At 32.4% G+C, this 17,205-nt stretch carries 17 protein-coding genes; 15 read left to right on the forward strand and 2 right to left on the reverse strand.

What is annotated here, in order from left to right; translation table 11 throughout:
* Positions 1 to 23: 23 nt before the first annotated feature.
* The 6 genes from lpxA (at position 24) to Q0L65_RS00950 (ending at position 4,231) form a co-directional block, all read left to right on the forward strand.
* The gene (lpxA, locus tag Q0L65_RS00925; protein ID WP_264533100.1) at positions 24 to 809 is read left to right on the forward strand and encodes an acyl-ACP--UDP-N-acetylglucosamine O-acyltransferase; all 786 of its coding nucleotides are present in this window, start codon (positions 24 to 26) and stop codon (positions 807 to 809) included.
* A 34-nt stretch (positions 810 to 843) separates the two neighbouring features.
* Complete coding sequence (gene efp, locus Q0L65_RS00930; RefSeq protein WP_296682436.1) at positions 844 to 1,410, forward strand: elongation factor P; 567 nt, start codon at positions 844 to 846, stop codon at positions 1,408 to 1,410.
* Between the two features lie 68 nt (positions 1,411 to 1,478).
* On the forward strand, positions 1,479 to 2,408 hold the full coding sequence (locus tag Q0L65_RS00935) for a UDP-3-O-(3-hydroxymyristoyl)glucosamine N-acyltransferase (protein WP_296682437.1): 930 nt from the start codon (positions 1,479 to 1,481) through the stop codon (positions 2,406 to 2,408).
* The gene (locus Q0L65_RS00940; RefSeq protein WP_296682439.1) at positions 2,408 to 2,770 is read left to right on the forward strand and encodes a nuclear transport factor 2 family protein; all 363 of its coding nucleotides are present in this window, start codon (positions 2,408 to 2,410) and stop codon (positions 2,768 to 2,770) included. Before Q0L65_RS00935 ends, Q0L65_RS00940 begins: the two co-directional genes overlap by 1 nt.
* Positions 2,771 to 2,854: 84 nt before the next feature.
* The gene (sucD, locus tag Q0L65_RS00945) at positions 2,855 to 3,727 is read left to right on the forward strand and encodes a succinate--CoA ligase subunit alpha (protein ID WP_296682441.1); all 873 of its coding nucleotides are present in this window, start codon (positions 2,855 to 2,857) and stop codon (positions 3,725 to 3,727) included.
* Positions 3,728 to 3,802: 75 nt separating this feature from the next.
* The gene (locus Q0L65_RS00950; protein WP_296682443.1) at positions 3,803 to 4,231 is read left to right on the forward strand and encodes a hypothetical protein; all 429 of its coding nucleotides are present in this window, start codon (positions 3,803 to 3,805) and stop codon (positions 4,229 to 4,231) included.
* Positions 4,232 to 4,277: 46 nt separating this feature from the next.
* On the opposite strand, the gene Q0L65_RS00955 is transcribed toward Q0L65_RS00950, so the two are convergent.
* Positions 4,278 to 5,459: a cytochrome c peroxidase gene (locus tag Q0L65_RS00955; RefSeq protein WP_296682445.1), complete on the reverse strand. Its 1,182-nt coding sequence runs from the start codon at positions 5,457 to 5,459 to the stop codon at positions 4,278 to 4,280.
* Between the two features lie 266 nt (positions 5,460 to 5,725).
* Here Q0L65_RS00955 and fabG point away from each other — a divergent pair, with 266 nt between their 5' ends.
* Genes fabG through Q0L65_RS00970 form a run of 3 tightly spaced genes read left to right on the forward strand, consistent with a single transcriptional unit; the run spans position 5,726 to position 9,600 of the window.
* A complete protein-coding gene (gene fabG, locus Q0L65_RS00960) occupies positions 5,726 to 6,472 on the forward strand; it encodes a 3-oxoacyl-[acyl-carrier-protein] reductase (protein ID WP_296682447.1) in 747 nt (248 codons plus the stop codon).
* A gap of 46 nt (positions 6,473 to 6,518) precedes the next feature.
* Positions 6,519 to 8,546, forward strand: coding sequence for a hypothetical protein (locus Q0L65_RS00965; protein ID WP_296682448.1), 2,028 nt, complete (start codon positions 6,519 to 6,521; stop codon positions 8,544 to 8,546).
* Positions 8,547 to 8,595: 49 nt separating this feature from the next.
* A complete protein-coding gene (locus tag Q0L65_RS00970; protein ID WP_296682450.1) occupies positions 8,596 to 9,600 on the forward strand; it encodes a zinc dependent phospholipase C family protein in 1,005 nt (334 codons plus the stop codon).
* 38 nt (positions 9,601 to 9,638) lie between these two features.
* Here Q0L65_RS00970 and Q0L65_RS00975 read toward each other — a convergent pair whose 3' ends face one another.
* Positions 9,639 to 11,735 carry an alkaline phosphatase family protein gene (locus Q0L65_RS00975; RefSeq protein WP_296682452.1) on the reverse strand — a complete coding sequence of 699 codons (2,097 nt, stop codon included), beginning with the start codon at positions 11,733 to 11,735 and terminating at the stop codon, positions 9,639 to 9,641.
* Positions 11,736 to 11,947: 212 nt separating this feature from the next.
* Here Q0L65_RS00975 and Q0L65_RS00980 point away from each other — a divergent pair, with 212 nt between their 5' ends.
* The 6 genes from Q0L65_RS00980 to Q0L65_RS01005 are packed head-to-tail and all read left to right on the forward strand — an operon-like array spanning position 11,948 to position 17,158.
* Positions 11,948 to 12,379, forward strand: a complete 432-nt coding sequence (locus tag Q0L65_RS00980) for a thioredoxin family protein (protein WP_296682454.1) — start codon at positions 11,948 to 11,950, stop codon at positions 12,377 to 12,379.
* Positions 12,379 to 13,365 (forward strand): FAD:protein FMN transferase, encoded by a 987-nt coding sequence (locus tag Q0L65_RS00985; RefSeq protein WP_296682456.1) that lies wholly within the window; start codon positions 12,379 to 12,381, stop codon positions 13,363 to 13,365. The genes Q0L65_RS00980 and Q0L65_RS00985 overlap by 1 nt, the downstream gene beginning before the upstream one ends.
* Before the next feature lie 3 nt (positions 13,366 to 13,368).
* Positions 13,369 to 13,578, forward strand: coding sequence for a DUF4266 domain-containing protein (locus Q0L65_RS00990; protein ID WP_264533114.1), 210 nt, complete (start codon positions 13,369 to 13,371; stop codon positions 13,576 to 13,578).
* Positions 13,579 to 13,604: 26 nt separating this feature from the next.
* Positions 13,605 to 15,077, forward strand: a complete 1,473-nt coding sequence (locus Q0L65_RS00995) for a DUF3570 domain-containing protein (RefSeq protein ID WP_296682459.1) — start codon at positions 13,605 to 13,607, stop codon at positions 15,075 to 15,077.
* Between the two features lie 14 nt (positions 15,078 to 15,091).
* Positions 15,092 to 15,754: a response regulator transcription factor gene (locus Q0L65_RS01000; protein ID WP_296682460.1), complete on the forward strand. Its 663-nt coding sequence runs from the start codon at positions 15,092 to 15,094 to the stop codon at positions 15,752 to 15,754.
* A 3-nt stretch (positions 15,755 to 15,757) separates the two neighbouring features.
* Positions 15,758 to 17,158: a HAMP domain-containing sensor histidine kinase gene (locus Q0L65_RS01005; RefSeq protein WP_296682462.1), complete on the forward strand. Its 1,401-nt coding sequence runs from the start codon at positions 15,758 to 15,760 to the stop codon at positions 17,156 to 17,158.
* Positions 17,159 to 17,205 lie beyond the last annotated feature (47 nt).

Raw genomic sequence — 17,205 nt, forward strand, 5'->3', positions numbered from 1 at the left:
ATAGAAATTATAAAACAAAACAGATGAATCAACCGTTAGCATACGTTCATCCTGGCGCAAAAATTGCCAAAAATGTGGTTATTGAACCCTTTACAACTATTCATAATAATGTAGTGATTGGTGATGGTACTTGGATTGGTTCCAATGTAACCATTATGGAAGGTGCCAGAATTGGAAAAAATTGTAATATTTTCCCCGGAGCAGTTATCTCAGCTGTACCTCAAGATTTGAAATTTGGAGGTGAAGATTCTTTAGCAATTATAGGAGACAATTGTACCATTAGAGAATGTGTTACCATCAATAGAGGAACTGTTGCTTCTGGGCAAACAGTCATTGGCGATAATTGTTTAGTAATGGCTTATGCACATATTGCTCACGATTGCGTTGTAGGAAACAATGCCATCATTGTAAATGGAGTGGCTTTGGCAGGACATGTTATTGTAGGTAATTATGCAGTAATTGGTGGATTAGCTGCGGTACATCAATTTATACACATTGGTGACCACGCTATGATTTCTGGAGGTTCATTGGTAAGAAAAGATGTTCCACCTTTTACAAAAGCCGCAAAAGAGCCTTTGTCTTATGTTGGAATTAATTCTATTGGATTAAGACGAAGAGGCTTTACAACTGAAAAAATTAGAGAAATTCAGGATATTTACCGTATTCTATATCAAAAAAATTACAACACTACTCAAGCTATTGGTATTATTGAGGCTGAAATGGAAGCTACTCCAGAACGTGATGAAATCTTAGATTTTATTCGAAATTCTTCTAGAGGGGTAATGAAAGGCTATAGTGGCAATTATTAATAAAAATTAGATAAAACAACAAATACAATTTAAAATGGCAAGTACATCAGATATTAGAAACGGATTATGTATCAAATACAATAACGATATTTATAAAATTATTGAATTCCTTCACGTTAAACCAGGTAAAGGTCCTGCTTTCGTGAGAACAAAATTAAAGTCTTTAACTAACGGGAAAGTATTGGACAATACCTTTTCTGCAGGTCATAAAATTGATGAAGTTCGTGTAGAAACGCATACATTTCAATATCTTTATGCAGAAGGAGACGATTTTCATTTCATGAATAATGAGTCTTTTGAACAAATTACCTTAAATAAAAATGTATTAGATAATCCAGATTTATTGAAAGAAGGAACGAATGTAATGATCCAGATTAATGCTGAAACTGAAGCGCCGCTTTCTGTAGATATGCCGGCTTCTATCATTTTAGAAGTGACTTATGCTGAGCCAGGTGTAAAAGGAAATACAGCAACTAATGCTACTAAATCAGCGACAGTTGAAACTGGAGCTTCAGTAAACGTACCTTTGTTTATTAACGAAGGAGACAAAATTAAAATCGATACGGCTACAGGTTCTTATATGGAACGTGTAAAAGAATAAATAAATTAATTACAAAAGGTTGGTTGTCTCTGGACTATCAACCTTTATTTTTTTTAAATTAATACTACATGAAATTTTCTACCACTCAAACTCTAAAAAAAATTGCCGACTTAATTCACTGTAATTTTGTGGGTGAAGCGAATTTTCCTGTTTTGGGTATGAATGAAATCCATGTAGTTGAGCCAGGAGATATTGTCTTTGTAGACCATCCTAAATATTACGATAAAGCATTACAATCCAATGCCACTATTATTTTAATTAATAAAGAAGTGGATTGTCCAGAAGGCAAAGCTTTATTAATTTCGGATGATCCGTTCAGAGATTTTAATCTATTGACAAGACATTTTATGCCTTTTCAATCCTCAAATGTGTCTATTTCGCCTTCGGCAAAAATTGGTCACGGAACGATAATTCAGCCCAATACTTTCATTGGAAATAATGTGGTTATTGGAAATAATTGTTTAATTCATTCTAATGTAGCCATTTATGATCATACCATAATTGGTGACGATGTGATTATTCATGCTGGGACAGTGATTGGAGGAGATGCTTTTTATTACAAAAAACGTCCAGAAGGTTTTGATCAATTACTTTCGGGAGGAAGAGTGGTTATTGAAAACAATGTTGGTATTGGAGCACTTTGCACGATTGACAAAGGAGTTACAGGAGATACTACTATTGGAGAAGGAAGTAAATTAGACAACCAAGTGCATGTTGGTCACGATACCGTAATTGGGAAAAAATGTTTAATTGCTTCTCAAACAGGAATTGCAGGGTGTGTGATTATTGAAGATGAAGTAACACTGTGGGGACAAGTTGGAACCACTAGCGGAATTACTATTGGTACCAAAGCTGTTGTAATGGGGCAAACTGGTGTAACCAAATCTATTGAAGGTGGAAAATCGTATTTTGGCACACCAATAGAAGAATCTAGAGAGAAATTGAAACAATTAGCCAATATCAAAAAAATACCTGAACTATTAAATAAATTGAAATAATGTCTGCGAAAAAATTAGTGCAAAATTTTTACAAATCGGATGCTTTAATCGATGTCGAAGTCATGAAAGATTTCCTGCATCCTGAAATTATTTTAGATTGGAACAGCAGCAAAGGATTTGTTCAAATGAATTATGAATCCATTCTTAATTTAGCGAATGAATTAAGTAAAGCGTATGTTCGTTCTAAAGTTAGAATTAGTCATATTCTTACTGAAAATGATTTAGTTTCAGTTCGTTATTCTCACTATGTGAAGACTATCGAAAATCCAAGAGAAGAAATGTTTTTAGCAAATTTTATAGTAATTTGGCAACTAAAGGACAATAAATTATACAGAGGGTATCAAATGAGTCAAATTTCTTAATTTATTTTCAATTAAAAAGTTCAAAAATAATTTCAAAACCTTACTTTTGCATAACAATTTTTAAAATCATATAAAAAATATATCATGAGTGTTTTAGTTAATAAAAATTCCAAAATAATTGTTCAAGGATTTACAGGAAGCGAAGGAACGTTTCACGCTTCTCAAATGATTGAATATGGTACAAATGTTGTAGGTGGTGTAACTCCAGGAAAAGGAGGAACCACGCATTTAGATCGTCCTGTTTTCAATACAGTAAAAGATGCTGTTGAACAAGCAGGTGCTGATACTTCAATTATTTTTGTACCACCAGCTTTTGCAGCTGATGCAATTATGGAAGCTGCAGATGCAGGAATCAAAGTAATTATTGCTATTACAGAAGGAATTCCTGTAGCAGATATGATTAAAGCCAATAGTTATGTTAAAGATAGAAATGCACGATTAATTGGGCCAAACTGTCCAGGTGTCATTACTGCAGATGAAGCTAAAGTGGGTATTATGCCAGGTTTTGTTTTCAAAAAGGGAACTGTAGGTATTGTTTCTAAATCAGGAACTTTAACGTATGAAGCAGCTGATCAAGTAGCGAAACAAGGATTAGGAATTACTACTGCAATTGGAATTGGTGGAGATCCAATTATTGGAACAACAACAAAAGAAGCTGTTGAATTATTGATGAATGATCCTGAAACAAATTGTATCGTTATGATTGGTGAAATTGGTGGTCAATTAGAAGCTGATGCTGCTAAATGGATTAAAGCTGATGGAAACCGCAAACCAGTAGTTGGATTTATTGCAGGAGTTACTGCTCCAGCAGGACGTACAATGGGTCACGCAGGTGCAATTGTAGGAGGTTCTGATGATACCGCTGAAGCTAAAAAACAAATTATGAGAGAAAACGGAATTCACGTGGTTGACTCTCCAGCAGAAATTGGTAAAAAAGTAAAAGAAGTTTTAGGTTAGTCCTAAATTCAATATAGCATGTAAAATACCTCACGGTTTCGTGGGGTATTTTGTTTAATAAATACAGTAATAAGAATGTACAAAGAATTAAAAAAGTTTAAAGTAACAAAGAGTTTTACTTTTGGTCAAGAAGATAGTTTAGAAGAAGTGTGTAATGCTCCAGAAAGCGCTAGTGGAATTTTCTTGGTCTATGCTATTGATGGTGAAGAAAAAGAATTGATTATGGTAGGTTCTACAGGAACTGTTCAAAATAACGGAACTTTAAAAAGCAAGAATGGGGGTTTATATGACAAAATTGTGAATGGTCATCAATTTGCCAAAACAGGTAGAAAATATTCTTGGCCAGCACAAATGAAATTAGAAAACATAGCACGCTTAGAAGTGGCTTGGTACGATACTTTCAACGATAAGGTAAAAGTGATCCCTACTTTTATAGAAGGTCAGGTTTTACAAAATTTCTTAGATGAAAATGGAAGTTTACCTAGATGGAATGTAGCATTCTAATACTTACATATAAAATAAAAAAAGCGCCTAATTGGCGCTTATTTTATTATTTAAACGGGCTAGACCATTTAGGGTCTATATATACATTTGTTCCTGATAGTGTTTTTATAAAAGCAATTAGTGCATTTACTTCTCCTGGCTGAAAATTCAATTGTTGTCCAATCCCTCCCGGAGTTAATCGAGGATCAAGATTTGTATTTCTTGGTGCTATAGTTATATTTCCGTAATGGCCAATAACATTTTGTAGAGTAGCAAAACTTCCGGTATGCATCATGGGACCATTTGGAATACCGTTGGTATTTACTAAATCTCGTAAAGAAGGAGCTCTAGTATTTGTAATATCAATTCCGGTTCCGTTTAAAATGCCAATTATCCCATTATTTTTAGTATTAGGATCAATATCAAATTCAGGTGCTGCGTGACATCCTGCACAACCAAAACCTCCTGAAGTTCTAACACCATTAGTATCAAAAACAGGCGGTGTTAAAAATAAATTTTTTCCTAGATTCTCTTGAGCTGTAAAATTAGGAAAGGCTTGATTGTCATTTTGTACAGTGCTACGTCCAGCATCGTATTTAGAATCAAAAGATTGAATACTTCTTATGAATTGAGCTAAAGCTAATTGCAATTTATTTTCGGTTATTTCTTCTGAACCATACACATATTTGAACAACTCCTTGTAATATCCAATACTCTGCAATTTTGTAATTAAAGTAGTTATTGAACCATCACCACTTGTTCCACTAAATCCCATTTCAATATGATTTTGAATAGGTTGGGAGGTTTGATTTTCTAAAGTAGTGGCTCTTTCATCCCAAAAGAATTTTCGCTCATTTGAAAATCTGGAGTTGATTAATCGCATAGCATGTCGAGTAGTTGTACCATTAACTCCATCACTTGCATCAGTATCATCACCAAAAGCATTAGCTTGAATATGACAAGAAGCACACGAAATAGTATTATTTGAAGATAAATTTTTATCATAAAATAACACTCTTCCTAAAGTAGCTCCTTTATCTGTTATTGGATTATCAGCAGTGTTATCTTTTGTAATGTAGGCAGGTTTGGTTTGATTAGCATAATTACTTAAATTATTGAGATCAATTTTTCCTGCAAAAGTTGCTACAACATTGGGATAAGTTTCTGTTGATACACTCTCACTTGTATTGCTACAAGAAAAAAGAGTCATAATACTTCCTAGAAATAAAAGAGAAGTTGATTTCTTCATAGATTTGGATTTTTAAGATTTGAGATTGATTTAAAACGTAAATAAATAAAAAAAATTGTGATTAGTCTTTGGGCAAAATGAAACTTTAATAAATCATTATGATTTGATATAAATTATTTTTTCAAAATAGTTTAACTTTAAATTTAATTGCCACTTTTTTTCAATCCACATTTATTCCTATATTTGGTGTCTGTTAGTTATCATCAAAGATGAAGGATAATATTCTATCAAGACCAATTTGAATTAAATACTATTTAGTGTATACTATGAAATTATTAGAAGGAAAAGTAGCCATTATTACTGGCGCAAGCCGTGGAATCGGTAAAGGAGTAGCAGAAGTTTTTGCTCAACACGGTGCTAATATCGCATTTACCTATAGCTCATCTGTAGAATCAGCTTTGGCTTTAGAAAATGAACTAAATGCAATGGGAATCAAAGCCAAAGGATACCAATCCAACGCAGCTGATTTTAACGAAGCTCAGGCTTTTGTAGATGCTGTGATTGAAGAATTTGGAACGGTTGATATTTTAATCAATAATGCTGGAATCACAAAAGATAATTTGTTAATGCGTATGTCAGAAGCCGATTATGATCAAGTAATTGATGTGAATTTGAAATCGGTTTTTAATATGACTAAAGCCACTCAAAAAACTTTCTTAAAACAACGCTCAGGTTCTATCATCAATATGAGTAGTGTAGTAGGAGTGAAGGGAAATGCAGGTCAAGCCAATTATGCAGCTTCTAAAGCAGGAGTTATTGGTTTTACTAAATCAATTGCTTTGGAATTAGGTTCAAGAAATATTCGTTGTAATGCTATTGCTCCAGGTTTCATTGAAACAGAAATGACGGCCAAATTAAGTCCCGAAGTAGTCCAAGGATGGAGAGATGGAATTCCGTTGAAACGTGGTGGAACTACTGATGATGTAGCTAATGCTTGTCTTTTCTTCGCTTCAGATATGAGTGCTTTCGTAACTGGTCAAGTACTTAACGTTTGTGGTGGAATGCTAACATAATCGTTTGCCAATAGTTTGATTATTCAAACTGTAATTTTTATATAAAATGGACACCAACTCAATCCTATTACTGATTCTTTCTGTTTTGATTGCCGCTGGTTTAGCCTTTTTTCAATACGTATACAAAGCCAAAAACAAATTTAGATTGAATTTGTTTTTGGCTTTTTTACGTTTTTTATCTTTTTTAGGAATTTTTCTTTTGTTAATTAATCCTACGATTACCAGAAATACGCTTGAAGTAGAAAAAACACCTTTAGTGGTAGCAATGGATAATTCCAGTTCAATTCCTTTTTTTAATTCTAATAAAGACGCTAAAGAAACCTATCTAAAATTAGTTGATAATACTGCCTTAAAAGAAAAATTTGATATTCAATCGTATCAATTTGATACCGATATACAACTATCAAAAACGTTTAATTTTAAGGGTAAACAAACCAATTTAGATGTGGTTGCACAAGGTTTACAAAATACGTTTAAGCACAAAACCTATCCCACCATTATTCTTACTGATGGAAATCAGACTACTGGGAATGATTATGAATATAGCTTTAATACCCAAAACAAAGTATATCCCATTGCTTTAGGGGATACGACAAAAGTCTTTGATTTAAAAATCAATCAGATCAATGTCAATAAATATGCTTTTTACAAAAATAAGTTTCCTGTAGAAGTGTTCGTTCACTATTCTGGAAACAAAAAAACAACTGCTAACTTCAGTATTCAACAAGGAAAAGTTACAATTTCTCAACAAGTCCTTTCTTTTTTACCTGAAAAGAAAACCGCTGTTGTTAATTTGGTATTACCAGCAAATAAAATTGGGTTACAGTTGTATCAAGCTACTATATCATCTTCTAAAAAAGAAAAAAATCAATTCAACAATATTAAAAAATTTGCTATTGAAGTAATGGATCAAAAGACCAATATTGCTTTAGTTTCAGCAATTAACCATCCGGATATTGGCTCTTTAAAACGCGCTATTGAGTCTAATGTACAACGTAAAGCTACTTTAGTTAACTCTAATGAAATCAATGAATTAAAAAAATACAATGTTGTTGTTTTATATCAACCTAATTCTAGTTTTAAAGCTGCTTTTGATACGATAAAATCAGCGGGGATCAATTCTTTTATTATTACAGGAACTTCAACTGATTTTACATTTTTGAACCAACAACAAAATGATTTAACATTTAAAATGGGAAGTCAAATCGAAGATTATTTTGCCGGTTTCAATACTCAATTTAACTTGTTTGTAATAAACAATATGGGATTTGAATCTTTTCCTCCCTTGCAAAATAGTTTTGGAAACATCAGTCTTAAAGGAAATGTTGCTGTCTTACTTTCTTCAAAAATTAGAAATATCGATACGCAATCACCTTTGCTTGCTTTTACAGAAAATCAAGGGAAACGAACTGCTTTTCTTTTAGGTGAAAATAGCTGGAAATGGCGTTTACAAAGCTTTATAGACAATCAGTCTTTTGAAAAATATGATGTTTTTATAGACAAGATTATTCAGTTTTTAGCATCTAATACTTCTAAAAAATCGTTAGTCGTTGCACATGAGTTATTTTATAATTCGGGAGATAAAATAGAAATTAGCGCCCAGTATTTTAATAAGAATTATGAATTTGATGAGAAAGCAAAACTGAGTATTACTATTGAAAACACACAAAGTAAAGTAGTTAAAAATTATGATTTACTAAAAGGAAGTAATTCATACAAAGTCAATCTTGACGGACTTCCAGCGGGGAAATATAATTTTACGATCACTGAATTAAATTCAAAAGAGCGTTATTGGAATCATTTTGAAGTCTTAGATTTTGATATCGAAAAGCAATTTGTAAATCCCAATTTTGATAAATTAAGTCAATTAGCTACTCATACAAATGGGAAAGTATATTTACCCAATCAAGTTGACGATTTGATACAAGAACTTTTAAAAAATAAAGAGTACAAAGCGGTACAAAAAAATGTAATTAAAAACACTCCCTTGATTGATTGGATTTGGTTATTAGTTATTATAGTTTCTATACTTGCTACAGAGTGGTTTGTTAGAAAATATAATGGTTTGTTATAATATACGTTTCTATTTTTTATGAATATATTTACACTCTAAATTCACTATTATGAAATTAAAATCTATTAAAACAGTTGTTGTATCTCTAACTGTAGCAGGGGTGACTTTTCTGGCTATCTCATGGGGACCTTTTGGTCACGAACACATTAATAAAGCTGCCGTCTTGGCACTTCCGGATCCTGTTCGTACCTTTTTTTACAATCATATTGATTTTGTTACACAAGAATCAACAGTTCCAGATTTGAGAAAATATACTCTGAGAGATAATGCAGAAAAACCCAGACATTTCATTGATTTAGAGAATTATGGTGCTTCTGATACGATTCCAAAAACATTAGAATTAGCTAAGAAAAAATACGATGAAAAATTCTTATCCAGTAATGGAATTTTACCATGGTACATTCAAGATGTAATGGTAAAATTAACCAAAGCATTTAAAGATAAACGTAAAACAGAAATTCTATTCTTAGCAGCTGATTTAGGTCATTATATTGGAGATGCCCACATGCCTTTGCACACTGCAGTAAATCATGATGGTTTATTGACCAATCAAAAAGGAATTCATGCTTTATGGGAAGCGCGTATCCCTGAAATGTTTGGGAAGGATTATAATTTTCATACTGAAGATGCAAAATATATTACCAATATTGAAGCAACAACTTGGTCTATCATCAATGATTCTCATAGCTTGATTGCACCTTTATTATTAGCCGATAAAAATTTAAGAGACGCTATTGGAGTTGATAAGATGTATAATTTAGATGTGAAAGGAGCGATTGCGAAAAATAAATTTAATGATGTAATTCACACAGATGACTATGTTAAAAGATACAATCAAGCCTTGAATGGAATGGTGGAAAAACAATTGCGAAAAGCAATAGTAATGACGTCTAGTTATTGGTATACGGCATGGGTAAATGCTGGAAAACCGGATTTGTCCAGTTTAGATACTCCAGAACAAACAGAACGCAATAAAGAAAATTTAAAAGCTGATTTAAAGCTTTGGAGCCAAGGAAAATTATTTGGTTTAGAAAGTGAAAAAGATTTCGATTAAATATAAAAAAGGTGCGATTTAAATCGCACCTTTTTTATTTAGTTTTTTTGGTATTTCTTTTTCTTCAACATATCCGAAGCCGTTTGATAATACGAAACGGTTTCTTTAACTAAATCGGTTCTTTCTTTTTTCAACAAGACTTGGTCATAATAGAGTTGGTATTCAGGAGTCATTTTTTGGTCGGGTTTCAAACTTAATTGGAATTGTTTGACTTGTTGTTTTGGCGAAATAATAGTCAACACATTGTCTTTTATTAAACCTAAATCTTGGTAAGTAGCAATCAAAGCTCTTGGTTTATAATCAGATTGAAGTACGTCTTGTCCGTAAAATTTACTTTGGTAGTTGAAGTTCAATAATCCCATTACCGTTGGCATTAGATCAATTTGAGACATCAACTGGTTGTATTTTTGAGGTACAATAAAACCAGGGCTATATACCATAGCTGGAATTCTGTATTTGTCTAATGGCAGTTCTGTTTTTCCGGCACTAGATGCACAATGGTCTGCTACAATTACGAAAACCGTATTCTTAAACCAAGGCTGTTTTTTTGCCATTTCAAAAAATTGTCTCAAAGCATAATCAGTATATTTAACTCCGCCGTCTCTTGATTTGGCATCACCTGGAATATCGATTTTATTGTTTGGATAAGTAAAAGGTCTGTGATTACTTACCGTCATCCAATGATTAAAGAAAGGCTTACCTGATTGTGCCTCGGTATTCATAACCTGAATGGCTTTGTTTGCCATATCTTCATCGCAAACACCCCAAACATTAGCAAAGGTAATTTCGCTTGGATTCAATGATTTTTTATCGACTATAGCATACCCATTTCCTGAGAAGAAGTCCTCCATATTATCAAAGAAAGCATCTCCACCGTACAAGTATTTTACATTGTATCCTTTTTGTTTGAAGACATTCCCCGTAGAGAATTTATTCTTATTGTCTTTTCGTTTTACCACACTTTCACCCGCCGTAGGAGGAAAGCAAAGCGTTACGGCTTCTAGTCCACGAACCGTTCGGTTTCCAACGGCATACAAATTGGTAAACTGTAAACTTTGGTTCGCTAACTCATCTAAAAACGGCGTGATGTTATTTTCGTTTCCGTAGGCTTTCATAAAATCAGCACTGTAACTTTCAATTGTAATCAGTACTACATTTTTATGATTTTCTTGGCCTTTTCCAATAATTTGTCTAGACGTTGATTCATCAGTAATGCCAGGTATTTGCTCTTTCAAAGTAGCATACGCTTCTTGACTTGGCATCGTTTTGTAAAACTTAAAGTAATCCAATTCGCTATGAATGAATGCTAAATAGAATTTATAAATTCCGTTCGACTGCAATTCATTGGTAAAGATGTTTTGAGAATTTTCTTTAGCCGCCAAATAAGGAATTGTAGCCAATGAAAGCGATAACATAACCAAATACAATCCTGAAATTTTTATTTTTTCAGCAAAAGAAGGAATGGATTCAATGTAGTTTTTAGAACGCTTTATAATGAAATAAGTTATTGTTCCTGATATTAAAAAAAGTGTCGTAAAGATTGGAATAACAGGATAAGACTGCATGATGTTTCCAATCACTTCATTGGTGTAAACCAAATAATTTACAGCAATAAAATTGTATTTTACTCCAAATTCATTCCAAAAGAAAAATTCACTAATCGCATTTTGAAGAATCAAAGTGACAAAAAGAAATATAACAAATGAGAACAACCAAAAACGAATGGTGTTTCTATATTTTGGCAGAAATAACAGCAATCCAAAAAGAAGTGTTTTTATACCAATAAATGCCATTCCTATTTCAGGTAAAGCACCTCCGTATTCATTCAAAATAGTATTTCCAAAAGCCACATACAAAAACAAACAAACGAGTAGTCCAAAAATGATATATCCTGTTGGTTTTAGGTATTTTGAATTGGAAATAAAAATCAAATACAACCATAAAAAACCACTTAATACTGTAAAAACTAAACTGTCTGAAATAATTCCTAGAGTAAAAATTTTAATTGTATCTATCCAAGAAAAAGTAGCTTGTGTGATAGGATGAAATAATAATGTAACTCTTAAAACAAAGCTTACAATGATATAAAATAAAGTAAGGGTATAAAAAGGAGATAGTTTTTTTAGAAAAGACATAATTAATTTATTTTTTGCAAAAATAAGCAATTTGAAAGGAATACAAACTGGTGTAAAATACGCAGGCTTAATTTATACTTAATAATTGTATTGACTGTGCCAATTTCAAGAAATTAAAACTTAAGGTTCGCTTAAATTAAATTGCAACAAAAATAAAACAGTTGATTTTGAGTTACTTTTGTGTAATTGTTTCATAATCTATCGTATATCAAATGAAAAAAACAGTTTTATTTCTATTATTTTTTACTGCCTTAGGATATTCTCAAAATTGGAAAAGTTCTTTTGAAGAAGCCAAAAACCAAGCTTTAGCTGAAAATAAGAATATCGTTTTAGTTTTTTCGGGATCTGATTGGTGTGCGCCTTGTATAAAATTAGAAAAAACCGTTTGGCAATCTGCCGAGTTTAAAAAAGAATCAGAAACTAATTGGGTAATTTATAAAGCCGATTTTCCAAAGAAAAAAGCAAACCAATTAAGCCCAACTTTAACCGAAACAAATAAAAAGTTAGCTGAAAAATACAATGCATCGGGTAATTTTCCGTTGGTAATGTTATTAGATAAAACAGGAGCCGTTTTAGGAGTTGAAGGCTATAAAAATTATACTGCTTCAGAATACATCAAATTAATTCATTCATTCGAAAAATAATGAAAAATAGTATTGTATTAGCTTTCTTAATTGTCAGTTTCTATTCTTTTGGACAAATAGAATACAAACGAAAGGTGTCTATGTTAGGAAGCCCTTTTGAGATTACAGTGGTATCCAAAGACTCTGTAGAAGGTAAACAATTCACAGATTTAGCCATAGCTGAAGTGAAACGTATTGAAAACCAAATATCCGATTGGATTCCAACTACCCCAATTTCATTGGTAAACAAAAATGCTGGAATACAAGCTATAAAAGTAGATTCAGAAGTATTTGATTTAGTAGAAAGAGCCATTAAAATTTCACAACTAACTGATGGAGCTTTTGATATTTCGTATGCCTCAATGGATAAAATTTGGAAATTTGATGGAAGTATGACCACTATGCCTACAGAGGAAATGATTAAAAAATCGGTGGCTAAAATTGGGTATAAAAACATCATTTTGGATAAATCCAATCAAACAATTTTCTTACAACTAGCAGGAATGAAATTAGGCCTTGGCGGAATTGGACAGGGTTATATTGCCGATAAAGTTAGAGATTTATTAGTGACTAATGGTTGTAAGTCTGGTATTGTAAATGTATCAGGCGATATTAATGCCTGGGGAAAACAAATCAATGGAAAACCCTGGACAATTGGAATCATTAATCCAATGAACAAAAATAAAGTGTTTTCCACTTTTCCTTTAGAAAACAGTTCTGTAGAAACTTCAGGGAATTATGAAAAATATGTAATGTTCAACGGAATTCGTTATTCGCACATTATTGATCCAAGAACGGGTTATCCAGCACAAGGAGTGGTGAGCGTTTCTGTATTTGCCAAACAAACTGAAATTGCTGATGCTTTAGCCACAGGGATCTTTGTCTTAGGAGTCGAAGTTGGATTAAATTTAGTAAACCAATTAAAAGGAATTGAATGTATCATTGTCGATGATAAAGGAAAAATTCATTCGTCAAAAGGAATTGATATTAAAAAATACAACAAATAAGAAATGAAAAATATAAGCTTGGCCTTGTTTATTCTTTTATTAATGCAGTCTTGTACTATTGTTAAAGAATATGAAAAAGAAAAAATCAACGATGTCGATATGAAATTAGCCGCTCGAACCGCAGAAAAATATGAAACTACTTTTCAAGTCTATAGAGAAGCTGCAGCTGGAGCTAATGGAGGAAAGTCGGGTGGAGGATGCGGTTGCAACTAATTATTAATTTTGGTATGACTTTATCAATGAAAAAATATACTACAATTTTGTTTCTGTTTTTTATCACTTGTATTTATTCGCAAGGAAGTAAGCAACCCACATTCAAAAAAAGGGTGTTAGAAAGTACGGAAGTAGATTTCTTGGCTAGTTATTATAAACAGGACGGTTCAAAATCATCTGTTACAGGAGGAATTGGAACAGAAAAGCTAACTGATGTTGCATCTAATATTACTGTAGCAATGCCTTTGAATGATGACGATGTTTTGACCATTGATGCTGGAATTTCAGCCTATTCTTCAGCGTCATCAAGCAATATAAATCCGTTCAATGCTTCAGGTGCTTCTGGAAATAGTAATAATTCCGGTGCCTCAGGAAATGACGACGATGACGACAAAAGAGCTAATACTAAAGCAACGTCAGCTACAGGACCTTATGGCACACCATGGCAAGCATCTTCAGGAGCTTCTAAAAGTGATCAATTAGTTTCTGTCATGGCAAATTATAGTCATAGTAGTGATTCAAGGAATTTTATTTGGAATGCTGACGTTTCATTTTCAAATGAATACGATTATACCTCTGCTGGATTTGGTGGAGGAATTGCAGCGCTTTTTAATGAAAAAAATACAGAGATAAATATAAAAGCGAATGTATATTTAGACCAATGGCGCCCCATTTATCCAACAGAACTTCACGAGTATTCAAAATATGGCACTAACTTTTTAAATCAAGGTTATTTTAGCGGAGTAACTGTCTACAATGAAAACGGGATTTCAGCCACAGAAACGTATCTTCCTACTAAATTTAAGGATTTAGCTTTGACCAATAGAAATTCCTATTCGGCTTCTATTGGCTTTTCTCAAATCCTAACTACACGATTCCAGTTTTCAGTTTTCTTTGATGTTTTGCAACAACAAGGATTATTGTCAACACCTTACCACCGAATTTATTTTGCCGATAAAACCAATTTTTTTATTGGTCAATCACAGTATATAGCGAATTATGAAAACACTACTAATACCGGCGTATTTAAATTAGCCGACGATATAGAACGATTGCCAGATACCCGTTTTAAATTGCCTATTGGAGCTCGTCTTAATTATTATATTAATGAATATTTAGTATTACGTACGTATTACAGATATTATTCAGATGATTGGGATATACAAGCCCATACAGCAAGTGTAGAATTACCAATCAAATTATCCGACAAATTTACTGTGTTTCCAACATTTCGCTATTATAAACAAACGGCTTCCAAGTTTTATGCTCCATACGAAAAACACTTTTCTACAGAACAATATTATACATCTGACCCAGATTTAGCTACCTTTGATACCAAGCAATTCGGATTTGGAATTAATTATACTGATATTTTTGCTTCAGCTAAAATTTGGCAATTCGGACTTAAAAATATCGATTTTAGATTCCATCAATACGAACGGACTGATAGACTCAAGGCGAGTATAGCCACAATTGCTTTTAAATTTATTATGCAATAAATCTATTTTAACTAATGCGCATACTACTAGTAGAAGACGAAGCCGGGATTGTTCAATTCTTACAACAAGGATTGGAAGAAGAAGGCTATTCTATTACTACTGCATCTGATGGAGAATTGGGTTTAAAATTACTTTTGAACGAAGATTTTGATTTGGTTTTATTGGATTGGATGTTACCAAAAATAACAGGAATAGAAATTTGTAAAAGCTTTCGGGAAATAGATAAAACAACACCTGTCATTTTTTTGACCGCTAAAGACACCGTTCAAGAAACCATTGAAGGTCTTCAAGCAGGAGCCAATGACTACATCAAAAAGCCATTTAGTTTTGACGAATTGGTAGAAAGAATTAAAATTCATTTTCGAAATAGTGAAGCAACTCAAATTTTATCATTAGGTCCAATTGAAATTAACCTGAATAAACACCTAGTATCTTCTTATAATAATGAGGTGACTCTAACACATCGTGAATTTGAATTATTGTGTTATCTAGTTAAAAATAAAGGGACAGTTTGTACCCGAACTCAAATAATAGAAGATGTTTGGGACATTCATTTTGATTATGACACAGGGGTAATTGATGTTTTTATGAATTCCATTCGCAAAAAATTAAATTTAAAAAAAGAAGACGATTATATCAAGACTATTCGTGGTGTAGGGTATATAGCAAACGACTAATTCATGCAACAACTTTCTTTCAAAAATAGAATTGCTTCACTTTATATCATTACAACTGCCTTGTTAATCGCAGTGGTCTTTTTTGTGATTTATTTTAGTGTAAGTTTTAGCGTATATAGTCACGTAAATGATGATATTCAATCAGAATCGGCAAAGCACTTAACAGAAATAGCGGTAAGTGATACTAATTTCCACTTAATTCATAAAGAGGAGTGGATGGAAAGAGAACACAATACCATAGATGTGAATCCTGTTTTTGTACAATTTATTGATGAGAACAAACAATTAGTCGAAAAGTCACCTAATTTAAAGCGAAGTAATCTTCAATTCAACTCGCAAATCCCTTTTAGCCAATTATTTGATTATAAATTAGAAGGAAAATCGATTCGCCAAATTCAATTACCTATCTATCAAGAGCAAAAGATTGTAGGATATTTAATGGTAGCCATGTCATTAGAAAACTCATACATGGTATTGAATGATCTATTAGAAGTGTTACTAATTGCTTACCCATCGATATTAGCCATCTTATTTATCATAGCACGATTAATTGCGGGTAGAAGTATAAAGCCTATTAACTCAATAATAACTACTTCTAATGCCATTACAAAAGATAATTTGAAGTCCCGAATTCCTTTGCCAAAAACAAAAGATGAATTATATGTTCTTTCTAAAACAATCAATAACTTATTGAATCGATTAGAAACTGCTATTGAACGTGAAAAACAATTTACTTCTGATGCGTCTCATGAACTACGAACACCTTTAACAGTGATAAAAGGAACTTTAGAAGTCTTAGTTAGAAAACCAAGAACTACAGTAGAATACGAAGAAAAAATTAATTTCTGTGTGACCGAAGTAGATCGCTTGAATCATTTAGTAGACCAATTATTGTTGTTAGCTCGCTATGAAAATGAAAATCAATCGTTAAAAATAGAATCTGTTCATTTGAATAGAGTGTTGGAAGATGCTATAGCCAGACAATTGGTGTTAATCGAATCGAAGGGAATTCAAATCATCCCTTCATTTGAAGGAGATATTTATTTTGATACAGACCTTCATTTATTCTCTATAATTATTGATAATTTGATTTCCAATGCACTGAAATATTCTAAAGAAAATAGCAAGACAGAAATTCAGTTGAAAAAAAGAGACAATCAAATAGAATGTATTGTTTCAGACTCTGGAATTGGGATTCCAAAAGCTGATTTAGAAAAAGTATTCCAACCTTTCTTTCGTTCAAAAGCCATACACCATCCTGAAATTAAAGGAATTGGAATCGGTTTGTCTATTGTGCAACGTTTATGCTCTTTACTTTCTATAGTGGTAAAAATAACCAGCGAAGAAGGTATTGGTACAAAAGTTATCCTAACTATGTCAAATAAAGACTTAAGTAATTCTTAAGAAAAGACAACTATTTATGTTCTATTTTTGAAGATTATAAATAGAAC

Origin of the sequence: Flavobacterium sp. (assembly GCF_024642105.1) — a bacterium.
Taxonomy (GTDB): domain Bacteria; phylum Bacteroidota; class Bacteroidia; order Flavobacteriales; family Flavobacteriaceae; genus Flavobacterium.

Excerpts from the sequence above, each read along its gene's own strand:
- fabG (WP_296682447.1), top strand. The coding sequence starts at position 5,726 with ATGAAATTATTAGAAGGAAAAGTAGCCATTATTACTGGCGCAAGCCGT.
- Q0L65_RS01005 (WP_296682462.1), top strand. The coding sequence starts at position 15,758 with ATGCAACAACTTTCTTTCAAAAATAGAATTGCTTCACTTTATATCATT.
- Q0L65_RS00980 (WP_296682454.1), top strand. The coding sequence starts at position 11,948 with ATGAAAAAAACAGTTTTATTTCTATTATTTTTTACTGCCTTAGGATAT.
- Q0L65_RS01000 (WP_296682460.1), top strand. The coding sequence starts at position 15,092 with ATGCGCATACTACTAGTAGAAGACGAAGCCGGGATTGTTCAATTCTTA.
- Q0L65_RS00955 (WP_296682445.1), bottom strand. The coding sequence starts at position 5,459 with ATGAAGAAATCAACTTCTCTTTTATTTCTAGGAAGTATTATGACTCTT.
- Q0L65_RS00950 (WP_296682443.1), top strand. The coding sequence starts at position 3,803 with ATGTACAAAGAATTAAAAAAGTTTAAAGTAACAAAGAGTTTTACTTTT.
- sucD (WP_296682441.1), top strand. The coding sequence starts at position 2,855 with ATGAGTGTTTTAGTTAATAAAAATTCCAAAATAATTGTTCAAGGATTT.
- Q0L65_RS00935 (WP_296682437.1), top strand. The coding sequence starts at position 1,479 with ATGAAATTTTCTACCACTCAAACTCTAAAAAAAATTGCCGACTTAATT.
- Q0L65_RS00990 (WP_264533114.1), top strand. The coding sequence starts at position 13,369 with ATGAAAAATATAAGCTTGGCCTTGTTTATTCTTTTATTAATGCAGTCT.
- Q0L65_RS00975 (WP_296682452.1), bottom strand. The coding sequence starts at position 11,735 with ATGTCTTTTCTAAAAAAACTATCTCCTTTTTATACCCTTACTTTATTT.
- efp (WP_296682436.1), top strand. The coding sequence starts at position 844 with ATGGCAAGTACATCAGATATTAGAAACGGATTATGTATCAAATACAAT.
- Q0L65_RS00985 (WP_296682456.1), top strand. The coding sequence starts at position 12,379 with ATGAAAAATAGTATTGTATTAGCTTTCTTAATTGTCAGTTTCTATTCT.
- Q0L65_RS00970 (WP_296682450.1), top strand. The coding sequence starts at position 8,596 with ATGAAATTAAAATCTATTAAAACAGTTGTTGTATCTCTAACTGTAGCA.
- lpxA (WP_264533100.1), top strand. The coding sequence starts at position 24 with ATGAATCAACCGTTAGCATACGTTCATCCTGGCGCAAAAATTGCCAAA.
- Q0L65_RS00940 (WP_296682439.1), top strand. The coding sequence starts at position 2,408 with ATGTCTGCGAAAAAATTAGTGCAAAATTTTTACAAATCGGATGCTTTA.
- Q0L65_RS00995 (WP_296682459.1), top strand. The coding sequence starts at position 13,605 with ATGAAAAAATATACTACAATTTTGTTTCTGTTTTTTATCACTTGTATT.
- Q0L65_RS00965 (WP_296682448.1), top strand. The coding sequence starts at position 6,519 with ATGGACACCAACTCAATCCTATTACTGATTCTTTCTGTTTTGATTGCC.